Genomic DNA, 13,905 nt, shown 5'->3' on the forward strand with positions numbered 1-13,905 from the left:
TTTTGACTGCCTTAATGGCGATAACAAGGAGACATGCGACATGGCTTATCAGACGGTGAATCCTGCGAACAATCAGCTTATTAAAACGTACCCGGCGCACAGCGATGCGGACGTGGAGGCGGCGCTGCAGCAGGCGGATACGCTTTATCATTCTGCCTGGGCAAAAGGCGATATTGAACCGCGACTGGCGGTACTGCATAAGCTGGCGGATCTTATCGACAGCCGGGCGGAGGCGCTGGCGAAAATCGCCAGCCAGGAGATGGGGAAACTCATTAAGCAGAGCCGCGGCGAAGTGAAACTTTGCGCGCAGATCGCCCGCTATTACGCCGATAACGCCAAATCGTTGCTGGCGCCGGTGAAATATCCCTCCGAACTCGGCGACGCCTGGGTTGAGCATCATCCCATCGGCGTCTTAATGGCGGTGGAGCCGTGGAACTTCCCCTATTACCAGCTGATGCGCGTCCTGGCGCCAAACCTGGCGGCCGGCAACCCGGTTATCGCCAAACACGCCAGCATTGTGCCGCACTGCGCGGAGACCTTTGCCCATCTGGTGCGTGAGGCCGGCGCACCGGAGGGGGCGTGGACCAACCTGTTTATCTCCCAGGATCAGGTGGCGAAGATTATCGCCGACGATCGCGTGCAGGGCGCGGCGCTCACCGGGTCGGAGAAAGCCGGCAGCGTGGTGGCGGCGCAGGCCGCGAAGCATATTAAGAAATCGACGCTGGAACTGGGCGGCAACGATGTGTTTGTGGTGCTGGACGATGCCGACCTGGAGCGCGCGGTGAAAATCGGCGTCCAGGCGCGGCTGAATAACGCCGGCCAGGTGTGTACCGCCGCCAAGCGCTTTATCCTGCACGAAAATATCGCGGATGCGTTCCTGACAAAATTTAGCGAGGCGTTTCGCCAGGTGAAAATCGGCGATCCGCTGGATGAAAGCACCACACTGGGGCCGCTCTCTTCCAAAGATGCGCTGGAAACGTTAAGAAAGCAGGTGGACGAGGCGGTGAAAAACGGCGCTACGCTGCATCTGGGCGGCAAAGCGGTGGCGCGAGAAGGCAATTTCTTTGAACCCACCATCCTGACCGGTATCACTCGTGATAACCCGGCGTACTTCGAAGAGTTCTTTGGCCCGGTGGCGCAGATCTACGTGGTGAAAAACGATGAGGAGGCAATCGCGCTGGCCAATGATTCCCACTATGGTCTGGGCGGCGCGGTGTTCAGTCAGGATATCGAACGCGCCAAACGGATGGCGTCGGCCATTGAAACCGGGATGGTTTACATCAACTGGCTCACCGATACCGCGCCGGAGCTGCCGTTTGGCGGCGTGAAGCGTTCCGGTTACGGACGGGAGCTCTCCGATCTCGGCATCAAAGAGTTTGTGAATCAGAAGCTGGTGGTGGTGCGACGCTAAGCCCTTAACCCGGCAATAAAAAACCTGCCATCCGGCAGGTTTTTTATGAATAGACCTTATTGCATGTCAATCTTATTGCAGGGACGTTGGCCGCTATCAGAAGGTGACCCCGCCGCCCACGTAGGCGCCATCAATCAGGGTGTGGTTTGGGCGACCCTCCTTGCCGTCAACGCTCACGTGACGGTAACCCACTTTCAGGGTCAGTGGACCCACCGGAGACCAGCTCACGCCGCCGTTCGCCTCAACATAGTTTTTCACGCTGTTGTTCAGGCCGTCCGGCGCGACATACCCTTCGCCAAACACGTGGATGCTGTCGGTCAGGGCCACGTTCACCCCGCCGCCGACCGGAAACGCGACGCCGTTATCGCCTTTTTTCGGCCCGAGGTAGATAGCTTTCGCGCCAGCGTTGAGCATAACCGGACCTACTTCCAGATTGTAACCCGCGCCAACGCCGCCGGTCTGGCTACCATCATCGGTATTCTTCAGCCAGTGGCTTTCGGCGTACAGGCCAGAAGAGGATTTACCCATTTCCATATTCAGATTGGTGAAGTTTTTACCTTGTTCAACGGTAAATCCCATCGCCATGGCGGAACCAGAGACCGCGGTCAGGGCAGCAACAATCAGGATGTTAAGCTTTTTCATGGTTTGCTCCTCGTCATTAAATTTGTCTGAGCGCACCTTAACAATCGATGTTTACCTCTGCAAATGTGACTTACGTCAATTTTTTATGCTGGGTTTGTCAGGGCGGTGTTTTGAAAATGTTGTAATGACGTTGGGTTACGACGAGGTCAATCATCAAATTTGGTCTGTTTAGCCGCGGTTTAATGGGTGGGCTAAACAGAAACTGAACAGGGCGGGCATTAATTATTAAGGATCCTATTCATTTAGTTTCTTATTATTTCCAAAAGTGTTTCTGCTGTTACTTATTAAAACGTTGCTTTACATTTTTCGACGCGCTGCCGACGTTTGGTCCCTGTTTTTGGCGAGGTGTCAGAGAGAGAACGGTGCCTGCGCCTTAGCGCGCAGGCGGGCAGGTTAGCGTCGTAACCCGGCAAATGCCGCGCGAATCTCTTCTTCCGGCAGCTGAATGCCGATAAACACCAGCGTGCTGTGCGGGCGCTCATCGCCCCACTGGCGGTCCCAGTCGGCGCTGTAGAGGCGCTGCACGCCCTGGAACAGCAGGCGATTCGGCTCGCCATCGATCCACAGCATGCCCTTATAGCGCATCAGCTGTTCGGCAAAGGAGAGCAGCAGATTTTCCATCACCCGTGATACCTCGCTGATGTCCACTGGATAGTCGAGCTCGACCACAATCGACGAGACGTCGTTCTGCTTTTCTGCAACAAAATGAAAACGCGGTTTGGCGCTGACAACCTTTTCTTCCAGCATAAAGCCGCTGGTGTTAAACAGCTGGCTTAGATCAATATCACCGTGTATGACGGTATAAACCGGCGCCCGCGCATTGATGCGCGCCAGCCGTTCGCGCAGCTTCTCGGTGTCGCCGGCAACGTCGGTTTTGGTTAGCAAAATGCGGTCCGCATAGCCGACCTGCGACTGGGCGATGGTGAACTGATCCATCTGCTGGTCGGCATGGACAGCATCCACCAGGGCGATCACGCCGTCCAGCAGATAGCGCTCGCAGAGCACCTCATGGGAGAAAAAGGTCTGGATAATCGGCCCCGGGTCGGCCATGCCGGTGCACTCAATCACCAGCCGGTCAAACTCGATTTCGCCGCGATCGCGACTGTCGAGGAGATCGAGCAGGGCGTCTTCCAGTTCGTTGGAGCGCGTACAGCAGATACAGCCGTTGGTCAGGGTTTTGATCTGCGTGGCGCGGTCGCCGATCAGCTGATCGTCAACGGAGACTTCGCCAAATTCATTTTCAATCACGGCGATTTTGAAACCGTGCTGCTCATTAAGGATATGGCGCAGGAGGGTGGTTTTTCCTGCGCCGAGAAAACCGGTGAGTAGGGTGACTGCAATCGGTGCCATTATTGCCTCCATTAACAACAGCGTACGCCGCCTTTGCCATCGCCGCCGTAGCGGGCCTGCTGGCGCTCGCGGAAGAATTCTTCATAAGTCATGTACGGCTGATCCGGATGGTTGGTTTGCATATGCGCGACGTAGTTGTCGTAATCCGGAATGCCAATCAGCATTTTTGCCGCCTGACCGAGATATTTTTTTGCCTGACCTAAGTTACCAAACATTATAAGTTCCAGATAACGAATAAAGCCGGATGGCGGCTAGCGCCTTATCCGGCCTACGTTAATGCACTTTTTGTAGGCCGGATAAGCGTAGCGCTATCCGGCATCAGAGTTAATGATGTGACGAGGTCTTCACGCCGCCTTCCGGTACCGGCACGTACGGAGTCTCTTTGTCGGTACGCACCTTATTGTTGCGCACGTTGAGCCAGGTTTTGATGCCGTAGAAGATGATGCTGTACACCACCACCAGGAACAGAATACTCAGTCCGGCGTTGGTGTAGTTGTTGACCACGATATGGTTCATGTTGGCAATCTGCTGCGCGGTCAGCTCGCCGCCGGCGGCAATCTTCTCTTTATACTGCTGAGCCATAAAGAAGAAGCCTTCCATCTGCGGGTTGGTGCTGAACAGCTTCAGACCCAGCGCCCAGGTGGTGCACAGCAGCAGCCACGCTGCCGGGATAACGGTGACCCAGATATATTTGGTGCGCTGCATTTTGACCAGCACCACGGTGCCAAGCACCAGCGCCACGGCGGCCAGCATCTGGTTAGAGATACCGAACAGCGGCCACAGGCTCTTCACACCGCCCAGCGGGTCGACCACGCCCTGATACAGCAGGTAACCCCACAGGCCGACGCAGCCGGCGGTACCGATAATCCCGGCGACCAGCGAGTCGGTTTTTTTCAGGAACGGCACGAAGTTACCCAACAGATCCTGCAGCATAAAGCGGCCTGCGCGGGTACCGGCATCCAGCGCGGTGAGGATAAACAGCGCTTCAAACAGGATACCAAAGTGGTACCAGAAGCCCATATCCGCCATCGGGATGATTTTATGGAACACGTGGGCGATACCGACGGCCAGTGTCGGCGCGCCGCCGGCGCGGTTCAGTACCGAAGGTTCGCCGATATCTTTCGCCGTCTGCAGGATCTGCTCAGGTGAAATCACGAAGCCCCAGGAGCTGACGGTCGCCGCCGCGTGGACGGTGACTTCTTTCAACTGCGCAGCGATCATCGCCGCGTTTTCACCGCCCATTTCATGCAGGTTTGGCATGACGATGCCCAGGCCCGCCGGCGGGGTGTTCATCGCGAAGTAGAGACCCGGTTCGATAATCGAGGCGGCGACCAGCGCCATGATGGCCACGAAAGACTCCATCAGCATCGCGCCGTAGCCGATAAAGCGGGCATCGGTTTCGTTGGCCAGCAGCTTCGGCGTGGTGCCGGAGGCAATCAGCGCGTGGAAGCCGGAGACCGCGCCGCAGGCGATGGTGATAAACAGGAACGGGAACAGGGCGCCTTTCCACAGCGGACCGGTACCATCAATGTACTGGGTCACTGCCGGCATTTTCAGGTCCGGGTTGAGGATAACGATCCCCAGCGCCAGGCCGACGATTACGCCGATTTTCAGGAAGGTGGCCAGATAGTCACGCGGCGCCAGAATCAGCCATACCGGTAGCAGCGCGGAGATAAACGCGTAGCCAATCAGAGTAAAGGTGATGGTGGTGTCTTTAAAGGTCAGCGCCGGGCCCCAGTACGGGTCGTGGGCAATGATGCCGCCAAACCAGATGGACGCCACCAGCAGCACGATACCGATAACCGAGACTTCACCCACGCGGCCAGGGCGCAGGAAGCGCATGTAGATCCCCATAAACAGGGCGATAGGCACCGTCGAGCAGACGGTAAAGACGCCCCACGGGCTTTCCGCCAGCGCTTTCACCACGATGAGCGCCAGCACCGCGAGGATGATGATCATAATCAGGAAGCAGCCGAACAGCGCGATAGAGCCCGGAACCGGCCCCATTTCCTGCTTGATCATCTCACCCAGCGAGGCGCCGTTACGCCGCGAGGAGATAAACAGCACCATGAAGTCCTGTACCGCACCTGCCAGCACCACGCCGGCCAGCAGCCACAGGGTGCCCGGCAGATAGCCCATCTGCGCGGCCAGCACCGGGCCAACCAGCGGGCCGGCGCCGGCAATGGCGGCAAAGTGGTGGCCAAACAGCACGTAGCGGTTGGTTGGCACGTAGTTCAGGCCATCGTTATTAATGACCGCCGGCGTCGAGCGCGTCGGGTCAAGCTTCATCACCTTCTGCGCGATATACAGGCTGTAATAACGGTAGGCGACGAGGTACACGGAAACCGACGCCACCACGATCCACAGGGCACTGACGTGCTCACCGCGGCGCAATGCGACGACTGAGAGGCAAAATGCCCCGATGATTCCCAGAATCACCCAGGGTATGTGCTTGAATAGTTTTTTGGTATCCATAGTAAAACCTGGCGTTAATTAGATGAATAATTGGCCGAAGCCGTCTGGTTTTAAGTAAGGGTTGATGGAGGTATTGATTAGCTAGGCTGCCTTCGATCTTGCCAGAACAGCGCACGCGTAAAGTTGGGTAAATGGGTGAGTGGTTGTATAGGGGGTTAAGCGGTTACTGGAAGGCGTAAGCGGTGGGTTGTGAAGTGAGCAGGTGGAGATTATGTGATTGAGATCACAGGGTATTGCGGCCAGTTCCCTTGTTGGGAAAGGCTCCTCCCCAGCCGGAGAGGAGCAGACGAGGCCATTACACCGCGACTTCCATTTCCATCATCACCGGGTGGAAACGGCGTTTAAAGTAAATCAGACCGTGCCCTTGCGGGCTCAGGGTAATATTCCTGATCTCCACCAGATACACCAGGTGGGTACCAATGGTTTGCACCTGGCTAATCTCGCCTTCGAGACTGGCCAGCGAACCCTTCAGCACCGGCTGTCCGAGCGCGCCCTGCTGCCAGCCGCTGAGGGCGAACCGCTCTTCCATCGTCACCCCGGTCATCCCGGCGAAATGACGGGCCATGATTTCCTGTTCGTGGTTCAGCACGTTGATGCACAACTTGCCGTTACCCTGAAACACCGGGTTCATCGCGCTGTTGGCGTTGATACACACCATCACCGACGGCGGCGTATCCGTCACTGAGCACACCGCCGTGGCGGTAATGCCGCAGCGACCGGCTTCGCCTTCGGTGGTGACAACGTTAACCGCAGCCGACAGGCTGGCCATGGCATCGCGAAAACGCAGGCGTTGTTCATCTAATTGCATTATGACCTCCCGCTGTGAATTACTTCAGCAGCTTATCCAACATGTTGATATCAGCGTTATTGTGCAGATGCGGCACCGTCCAGCCGTTCTGGTCGTACTCGGACAGGCAGCGGTCGACCATCGCCATCATCTTGTCCATATTGCCGGAGCTCTGCGCCTGGCGCAGACACTGCAGGCGGATTTCATCCTGGCTACCGGAGTAGTTGATCTCATACAGTTCATGGCGGCCGCCGAATTCGCTGCCGATCGCGTCCCACATCAGTTTGAGGATCTTGATGCGTTCAACGTGATCCATACCGTTGGAGCCGCGCACGTACTTCGCCAGATACTGGTCGATCTGCGGGTTGTTCAGATCGCGGGCGCTGGAGGGCAGATAAATCAGGCCGCTGGTGACGTTACGCTCGATGATGTTCTTGATCTTGGCGTAGGCCATCGGGGCCATCACGCGATAGGTCTGCAGCGCGGCGTGATCCGGCAGCCATGCGCCATTGACCCACGGCGTCGCTTCCGAGCACATGGAATCGCTTAACGCCCAGAACATGTTGCGCCATGCGACTACTTCGCCGAGGTCGGCCTGCACGCCGCGGAATTCGAGGGTGCCGGTACATTCCAGAGAACGCTTCAGCAGGGCAGTGATAAAGTCCAGTTTTACCGCCAGGCGCACGCAGGCCTGCAGCGGGTACATGCGGGCGAAACCGCCTTCCATGGTCCAGCGGCGGCAGCGGTCAAAGTCGCGATAAATCAGCACGTTCTCCCATGGGATCAGCACTTTATCCATTACCAGAATCGCGTCGTTCTCGTCGAAACGGCTGGAAAGCGGATAGTCGTACGGGGAGCCGGTCGCACCGGCGACCATCTCATAGGAGGCGCGGGAGATAAGCTTGACGCCTTCGGCATCCATCGGCGCGACGAACATCAGCGCGAAGTCCGGGTTTTCACCCATCACCTGCGCGGAGCCGAAGCCGATCATGTTGTAGTGGGTCAGCGCCGAGTTGGTGGCGACCACTTTCGCGCCGCTGACGATGATCCCGGCATCGGTCTCTTTTTCCAGCTTGATGTAGACGTCCTTCACTTCATCGGCCGGCTTGTGGCGGTCGATCGGCGGGTTGACGATCGCGTGGTTAAAGTACAGGCCGGTTTCCTGAATGCGGGTGTACCAGTTGCGGGCGTTCTGCTCGAACTGGCCGTAAAATGCCGGGTTGGCGCCCAGCGCACAGCCGAAGGCGGCTTTGTAGTCCGGGGTGCGGCCCATCCAGCCGTAGCTTAAGCGCGACCACTCGGCGATGGCGTCGCGCTGCTGGCGCAGATCGTCGGCGCTTTTCGCCACGCGGAAGAATTTGTGGGTGTAGCCACCGCTGCCGGTATCGGTGCCCCAGCACAGGGAATCCTGCATCTCCGGTTTGTGCAGCGCATCGTACAGCTGCGCGACGGAAGCGGCGGCGTTACGGAAGGCCGGGTGGGTGGTGACATCCTTCACGCGCTCGCCGTAGATATAAATTTCGCGGCCATCCTGCAGGCTTTTTAAATACTCTTCACCAGTTAACGGGCGTTTCGCGTCGGCGCGGAAATCTTCAGGTTTCATAGGGGCCTCTTCAGTATTTATCGGAAAAATAATGTTAAATATATGTTTTGTTTTTGTTGTTTAATTGAAGCGGTTATTGCGCTTGCCGTGAAGGGACGTTTGCGACAACGGCGGGTACTTTTCAGGCGGGATTAAATTTTGTGATCTCGGCAGCTTTTGGCGGGTGGCGCGGTGCTGACCCGTCCTGTGGACCGTAGCCCCGGTAAGCGCAGCGCTACCGGGGAATTACGACACCGGTACTTTTTGCGCCCGGTAGCTACTGGGTGAACAGCCGACCTGGCGGCTAAAAAAGCGCGCGAAATAGGCGGGGTCTTTAAACCCCAGCTGCCAGGCAATCTCATTCACCGCGCTATCGGAGAACAGCAGCAGCCGCTTTGCCTCGCGTAGCTGGCGGTCGAATATCAGCCGCTTTGGCGGGCGGTTGGCGAAGCGGCGGCAGATATCGGTCAACCGTGATTCGGTCAGATGCAGCTCCCTGGCGTAATCCGGTACCGTCCAGTGCTGATGAAAGTGGCTGTCGATCATCTGGTTAAAGCGCTGGAATAATTTCAGCTCGCCGCGCATGCCGCTGGCGGCATGATCGTCGAGCCTGGCGTTGCGCAGCAGCAGGGTAAATACCGCCTGCGCCAGCAGCGCCAGGGTGTGTTCCCGCCCGGGCAACTGGGCGGTGGACTCGCGGCGAATCAGCTGCCAGTAGTGGGCCAGCGCCGCCAGCTCGTCGGGTTTATCTGCCAGCGACAGACAGATCCCCGGCAGGCCGAAGGTCTCCCGTGTACCGGGATAGAGCACCTCCAGCAGCGGCCAGATCAGCTCCTCATGGACCGTCAAAACATGGCCATCGCTATCGGACTCGGTAATAAACGCGTGCGGCACCGAGGGCGGCGTTAACACAAACAGCGGCGCCTGCACCGAATAGCGATGGTCATCAAGCTGCAGCTCAATCTGCCCGGTATCAAGGTAGTGCATCTGGAAATAACGGTCGTGACGATGCGCCTGCATGTCGCGGCCAAAAAAGGCCGCCATGCGGGAAAACGACTGGTAGTGCACCTCTTCGGTGCCCAGACTCTCGTCGTAATCTTTATTGATATCGATATTGGCGATTGGGCTTTGGCACATAGCGGCTCCTTACGGTGTCGCGCGAGGGCGCGAGCCCTTCATCGGAATCGCCCAGATGATCACCGCGCCAATCACCAGCAGCGCGGCGACGAACCACAGCCCGCTGCTGAAGCTGCCGGTAATATCCTTCAGCCAGCCGATCATAAAGGGACTGAGCGCCGATCCGATATTGCCGGTGGCGTTGATCACCGCGATGCCGATTGCGCGGGCACGCAGACTGATGGACTGATCCGGCGTGGTCCAGAAGATGGCCATGGCGCTAAACGATCCGGTGGAGGCCATTACGATCCCGAGCAACTGGATCAGGTTGTGATCGGTGGCCGACGCCAGCAGCCAGCCCGCGGCGGCGAACAGGAACGGCAGGGCGGTGTGATGCTTCCGCTCCTGGTATTTATCGGAGTGGCGGCTCCAGTAGATCATCCCGAGAATGGTACAAATTTGCGGGATCGCCGCCAGCAGACCGATGGTGATATTGCTGCTGCTTTCGTTAAAGCTTTTGAGGATCTGCGGCGTCCAGATGCTGATCGCGCTGAGCGTATTGGTCAGACAGAAGTAGGCGAGGGTGTACATCAGCACGATCGGGGTGAAGACTTCGCGCCACAGGCTGCGTTGCTGCATGGAATGATGGCTGATGGCCCCTTCTGGCTGCACCAGGGTCAGACGATCGTTATCCATCATCTCCTGCAGACATTTCTTGTCCTCCGCCGTCAGCCACCTGGCCTTCGACGGTGAATCATCCAGCCAGAACCAGACCATAATGCCGAGCAGCACCGACGGGAAGCCTTCCAGCAGGAACAGCCACTGCCAGCCGTGCAGGTTCAGCAGACCATCAAGGGACAAGATATAGCCGGAGACGATCGACCCCAGCGCGGTGGTCACCGGCATCGCAATCATAAACAACGCGTTGGCGCGGGCGCGGAAAAAAGCCGGGAACCAGTAGGTCAGGTACAGCAGGATACCCGGCAGGAAACCGGCCTCGGTGATCCCCACCAGCATGCGCAGGATATAAAGACTGTTTGGTCCGGTGGCGAACATGGTGGCGGTAGAGGCGATGCCCCACAGCACCATGATGGTGGCGATCCAGCGTCGCGCGCCGACGATGCTGAGCATCACGTTGCTGGGAATGCCAAAAATGACGTAAGTGGCGTAAAACAGGGTGGTGGCCAGGCCAAACATGGTGGCGTTGAGGCCCAGATCCTGCCCCATGGTTAATCCGGCAAAGCCAATGTTGATCCTGTCTAAAAACGAAAAGATAAACAGGACGAATAAAAACACGATCAGACGGCGGAAGAGCTTGTTGATAACCGACTGCTGCTGCGCCGTCAGCTGTTTGTGCTGATTCGCCGGATCGAACTTTTCCGGGATGGCAGGTGATGTATCGCTCATTATTATTTTCCTCTAATGGGAATTTTGTAGGGTACTGCGGGTTGCCCGGTAGTGCTGCGCTTACCGGGCCTGCGATTCGCTGCTGCTCCGGGCCGGATGAGCGTAGCGTCACCCGGCGTTAGTAGACGCCTGACGAACCCAGGGCGGTTTTTTCCGCGCCAAAACGCGCCGCCAGCGCTTCTGCGCCGCGAGCCAGCAGGGTGGTATCGACGCCGACGGCGACGAACAGCGCGCCCAGTTCGAGATAGCGTTTCGCCAGCTGTTCATTGGCCATCAGGATCCCCGGCGCCTTTCCGGCCTGGCGGATTTGCTGGATGGCATCTTCAATGGCGGCCTGCACTTCCGGGTGTTGTGGGTTGCCGCCGTGGCCCATATCAGCGCTGAGATCCGCCGGGCCGATAAACACGCCATCCACCCCTTCGACATCGAGGATCTGCGGCAGATTTTTCAGCGCTTCGCGGGTCTCAATCTGTACCAGTACGCACATGGCGTCATTGGCCTGGTGGATATAATCCGGGACGCGATTCCAGCGCGAGGCGCGGGCCAACGCGCTGCCGACGCCGCGGATGCCGGCTGGCGGGTAGCGGGTGGCTCTGACCGCCAGCCGCGCTTCTTCGGCATTCTGCACCATCGGCACCAGCAGGGTTTGCGCGCCGACATCCAGCAGCTGTTTAATTTGTACCGGATCGTTCCACGACGGTCGCACCACCGGCTGGCTGGGGTAGGGCGCAATGGCCTGGAGCTGGGTCAGCACCGTTTGCACGTTGTTGGGCGCGTGTTCGCCGTCGATCAGCAACCAGTCGAAGCCCGCGCCGGCCAGCAGTTCGGCGCTGTAGCTGCTGCACAGCCCAAGCCACAGGCCGATTTGCGGACGCCCGGCCTTGATTGCCGCTTTAAAAGCGTTGTTCATGTTGCTCTCCTCAAACAAAGCGGCAGCTGATGGCGCCCATGTTGCCGTAGTCGACGTGGAAGGTATCGCCCTTGCGCGCCGGAACCGGGCGGGTGAAGGAGCCGCCGAGGATGATTTGCCCGGCTTCGAGCTGGACGTCATACGGCGCCAGTTTGTTGGCCAGCCAGGCCACGCCGTTCGCCGGATGATTGAGTACGCCCGCGGCGACGCCGGTCTCTTCAATCACGCCGTTGCGATACAGCAGGGCGGAGATCCAGCGCAGGTCGAGCTCGTCCGGTTTAATCGGCCGGCCGCCGAGGATCACCCCGGCGTTGGCGGCGTTGTCGGAGATAGTGTCGAACACTTTGCGCGGACGCTGGGTTTCCGGGTCGATGTTGTGGCAGCGCGCGTCGATAAGCTCCAGCGCCGGGATAACGTAGTCGGTGGCGTTGTAGACATCAAACAGCGTACAGTTCGGGCCGCGCAGCGGTTTGGCCAGCACGAAGGCCAGCTCGACTTCGATACGCGGAACGATAAAGCGGTCGGTGGGAATATCGCTGCCGTCGTGGAAGAACATATCGTCGAGCAGCGCGCCGTAGTCCGGCTCGCTGATCTGCGAACTGGCCTGCATCGCTTTAGAGGTCAGGCCGATCTTGTGGCCTTTGAGTACGCGGCCTTCGGCGATCTTCATGTCGACCCACTCGCGCTGGACGGCGTAGGCGTCCTCAATGGTGATCGACGGATAATCCAGCGAGATCGCACGGATCTGTTCACGCTGTTTTTCGGCCTGGTTCAGCCGCTGGGCGATCAGGGTTCGGGTCTGTTTATCGAGCATAGTGATTCCTGTGGCATTACCGGAAATGTGCACAATCGAGTAGCCCGGGCGAGGCGTTTACGCCGACCCCGGGGCGGCCCGGAGCAAACCCCGGCGTCGCGTTGCTCGGCCGGGCTACCTGCTGTAGGCCCGGTAAGCGCAGCGCCACCGGGCAATTTGCACGTTATTTAAATAACGCGTGCACGTTGTTCTGTTTGTAGTTCAGCGTCGGATCCAGCTCTTCCATGGCGAACGACAGCGCCAGATAGCGGCTCTCCATCAGCGCGGCAAAATGGGCTTTGATCAGCGCAAACAGCATATCTCCCACGTCCTGACGGCTCTCCAGGCTGCGCCCGGCGCCGATTTTCAGGGTCATATGCACGAAGGCGTAATCCTGCTTGCCGTCGGCCATCTGCCAGGTATCCAGCCAGTGGGCGCGGCTGCGAATACCGCCGATCGGGAAGATACCGGTGGCGGCCAGCGCCTCGTTGACTTTGGCAAACAGCCCAGGCAGATCGGCCTGCTCGCGGATGTTGTCGGTACACTCGGCGATAAAATGCGGCATGGGGCCTCCTTACGCCTGCGCCGGCAGCGGGAACACGGCGTTGACCTGGCCGGTGCCGGAGCTGGCGAATAGCTCGGTGATAAACTCCACCTTGCCGTCGTATTTATCCCAGCCCAGCAGGCCAAGCAGCATCACCGTGTCGTGCATGTTGCCTTCGCCATAGCAGTAGTCGGCGTACTCCGGCAGCATGGTGCAGAACTCTTTGAATTTGCCCTCGCGCCACAGCTTCACCACCCGCTCATCCATTTGATGGTCAAACTCGCGGGTATAGCTGTTCATGCCTTCTTCGGCACGCTGGTCGTCGATAAAGCGGTGCGACAGCGAACCGCTGGCCAGCACCGCCACGGTGCCATCATATTTCTCGATAGCGGTGAGAATGGCTTCGCCCAGCCTGCGGCTGTCGGCAAAATCGTGGACGGTACAGAAGGCGGAAATGGACACCACCTTGAAGTGCTTATCGCTGTTCATGTAGCGCATCGGCACCAGGGTGCCGTACTCCAGCTTCAGGCTCGGAATATTGTGTGCTTTGGCGCGCACCCCGAGCTTCACGGCCTCGTCGGCGATAAGCTGCCCCAGCTCCGGATTGCCGTCGTAGTCGTAGGTCATGTCGCGAATAAAATGCGGCAGTTCGTTACTGGTGTAGACGCCCTGGAAATGGTCAGCGCAGTTGATGTGATAGGCGCTGTTGACCAGCCAGTGGGTGTCGAACACGATGATGGTGTCGACGCCCATTTCACGGCAACGCTTGCCAATTTCTTTATGCCCGTCGATAGCGCCCTGGCGGCAGCCGTGGTTTTTCCCCGGCAGCTCAGACAGATACATCGACGGCACGTGAGTGATTTTTGCTGCTAACGCTAACTTACCCAT

Annotated in this window: 13 protein-coding genes; 1 reads left to right on the forward strand and 12 read right to left on the reverse strand. The window is 58.4% G+C overall.

Annotated features, from left to right (window positions below):
- Window positions 1–40: 40 nt before the first annotated feature.
- Window positions 41–1,411 (forward strand): NAD-dependent succinate-semialdehyde dehydrogenase, encoded by a 1,371-nt coding sequence (locus CWM58_RS22540; RefSeq protein WP_100681838.1) that lies wholly within the window; start codon window positions 41–43, stop codon window positions 1,409–1,411.
- Window positions 1,412–1,507: 96 nt separating this feature from the next.
- On the opposite strand, the gene CWM58_RS22545 is transcribed toward CWM58_RS22540, so the two are convergent.
- The 12 genes from CWM58_RS22545 to hpaD form a co-directional block, all read right to left on the reverse strand.
- On the reverse strand, window positions 1,508–2,053 hold the full coding sequence (locus CWM58_RS22545; RefSeq protein WP_004204167.1) for a YfaZ family outer membrane protein: 546 nt from the start codon (window positions 2,051–2,053) through the stop codon (window positions 1,508–1,510).
- Between the two features lie 393 nt (window positions 2,054–2,446).
- Window positions 2,447–3,403, reverse strand: a complete 957-nt coding sequence (gene yjiA / locus CWM58_RS22550; protein ID WP_100681839.1) for a GTPase — start codon at window positions 3,401–3,403, stop codon at window positions 2,447–2,449.
- 11 nt (window positions 3,404–3,414) lie between these two features.
- A complete protein-coding gene (locus CWM58_RS22555) occupies window positions 3,415–3,618 on the reverse strand; it encodes a YbdD/YjiX family protein (RefSeq protein WP_004204171.1) in 204 nt (67 codons plus the stop codon).
- 109 nt (window positions 3,619–3,727) lie between these two features.
- A complete protein-coding gene (locus CWM58_RS22560) occupies window positions 3,728–5,878 on the reverse strand; it encodes a carbon starvation CstA family protein (RefSeq protein WP_012542965.1) in 2,151 nt (716 codons plus the stop codon).
- A gap of 295 nt (window positions 5,879–6,173) precedes the next feature.
- Window positions 6,174–6,686: a 4-hydroxyphenylacetate 3-monooxygenase reductase subunit gene (locus CWM58_RS22565; protein WP_012542962.1), complete on the reverse strand. Its 513-nt coding sequence runs from the start codon at window positions 6,684–6,686 to the stop codon at window positions 6,174–6,176.
- 19 nt (window positions 6,687–6,705) lie between these two features.
- The gene (gene hpaB, locus CWM58_RS22570; RefSeq protein WP_002887473.1) at window positions 6,706–8,268 is read right to left on the reverse strand and encodes a 4-hydroxyphenylacetate 3-monooxygenase, oxygenase component; all 1,563 of its coding nucleotides are present in this window, start codon (window positions 8,266–8,268) and stop codon (window positions 6,706–6,708) included.
- 225 nt (window positions 8,269–8,493) lie between these two features.
- Window positions 8,494–9,384 (reverse strand): 4-hydroxyphenylacetate catabolism regulatory protein HpaA, encoded by an 891-nt coding sequence (hpaA, locus tag CWM58_RS22575; RefSeq protein WP_061155881.1) that lies wholly within the window; start codon window positions 9,382–9,384, stop codon window positions 8,494–8,496.
- A gap of 9 nt (window positions 9,385–9,393) precedes the next feature.
- Window positions 9,394–10,770, reverse strand: a complete 1,377-nt coding sequence (gene hpaX, locus CWM58_RS22580; protein ID WP_100681840.1) for a 4-hydroxyphenylacetate permease — start codon at window positions 10,768–10,770, stop codon at window positions 9,394–9,396.
- Between the two features lie 118 nt (window positions 10,771–10,888).
- On the reverse strand, window positions 10,889–11,680 hold the full coding sequence (gene hpaI / locus CWM58_RS22585) for a 4-hydroxy-2-oxoheptanedioate aldolase (protein WP_100681841.1): 792 nt from the start codon (window positions 11,678–11,680) through the stop codon (window positions 10,889–10,891).
- Window positions 11,681–11,690: 10 nt separating this feature from the next.
- Window positions 11,691–12,494 (reverse strand): 2-oxo-hept-4-ene-1,7-dioate hydratase, encoded by an 804-nt coding sequence (gene hpaH / locus CWM58_RS22590; protein ID WP_071033992.1) that lies wholly within the window; start codon window positions 12,492–12,494, stop codon window positions 11,691–11,693.
- A gap of 163 nt (window positions 12,495–12,657) precedes the next feature.
- Complete coding sequence (locus tag CWM58_RS22595; RefSeq protein WP_008807573.1) at window positions 12,658–13,038, reverse strand: 5-carboxymethyl-2-hydroxymuconate Delta-isomerase; 381 nt, start codon at window positions 13,036–13,038, stop codon at window positions 12,658–12,660.
- Between the two features lie 9 nt (window positions 13,039–13,047).
- Window positions 13,048–13,905, reverse strand: coding sequence for a 3,4-dihydroxyphenylacetate 2,3-dioxygenase (gene hpaD, locus CWM58_RS22600; RefSeq protein WP_061155878.1), 858 nt, complete (start codon window positions 13,903–13,905; stop codon window positions 13,048–13,050).

It is taken from the genome of Klebsiella sp. H-Nf2, assembly GCF_002806645.1.
GTDB classification, from domain to species: Bacteria; Pseudomonadota; Gammaproteobacteria; order Enterobacterales; family Enterobacteriaceae; genus Klebsiella; species Klebsiella variicola.

What these genes read in the sequence shown, in the direction of transcription:
- CWM58_RS22595 (WP_008807573.1), bottom strand. Translation starts at nt 13,038, where the DNA reads ATGCCGCATTTTATCGCCGAGTGTACCGACAACATCCGCGAGCAGGCC.
- CWM58_RS22545 (WP_004204167.1), bottom strand. Translation starts at nt 2,053, where the DNA reads ATGAAAAAGCTTAACATCCTGATTGTTGCTGCCCTGACCGCGGTCTCT.
- hpaH (WP_071033992.1), bottom strand. Translation starts at nt 12,494, where the DNA reads ATGCTCGATAAACAGACCCGAACCCTGATCGCCCAGCGGCTGAACCAG.
- CWM58_RS22540 (WP_100681838.1), top strand. Translation starts at nt 41, where the DNA reads ATGGCTTATCAGACGGTGAATCCTGCGAACAATCAGCTTATTAAAACG.
- CWM58_RS22555 (WP_004204171.1), bottom strand. Translation starts at nt 3,618, where the DNA reads ATGTTTGGTAACTTAGGTCAGGCAAAAAAATATCTCGGTCAGGCGGCA.
- hpaX (WP_100681840.1), bottom strand. Translation starts at nt 10,770, where the DNA reads ATGAGCGATACATCACCTGCCATCCCGGAAAAGTTCGATCCGGCGAAT.
- hpaD (WP_061155878.1), bottom strand. Translation starts at nt 13,905, where the DNA reads ATGGGTAAGTTAGCGTTAGCAGCAAAAATCACTCACGTGCCGTCGATG.
- hpaI (WP_100681841.1), bottom strand. Translation starts at nt 11,680, where the DNA reads ATGAACAACGCTTTTAAAGCGGCAATCAAGGCCGGGCGTCCGCAAATC.
- CWM58_RS22560 (WP_012542965.1), bottom strand. Translation starts at nt 5,878, where the DNA reads ATGGATACCAAAAAACTATTCAAGCACATACCCTGGGTGATTCTGGGA.
- yjiA (WP_100681839.1), bottom strand. Translation starts at nt 3,403, where the DNA reads ATGGCACCGATTGCAGTCACCCTACTCACCGGTTTTCTCGGCGCAGGA.
- CWM58_RS22565 (WP_012542962.1), bottom strand. Translation starts at nt 6,686, where the DNA reads ATGCAATTAGATGAACAACGCCTGCGTTTTCGCGATGCCATGGCCAGC.
- hpaB (WP_002887473.1), bottom strand. Translation starts at nt 8,268, where the DNA reads ATGAAACCTGAAGATTTCCGCGCCGACGCGAAACGCCCGTTAACTGGT.
- hpaA (WP_061155881.1), bottom strand. Translation starts at nt 9,384, where the DNA reads ATGTGCCAAAGCCCAATCGCCAATATCGATATCAATAAAGATTACGAC.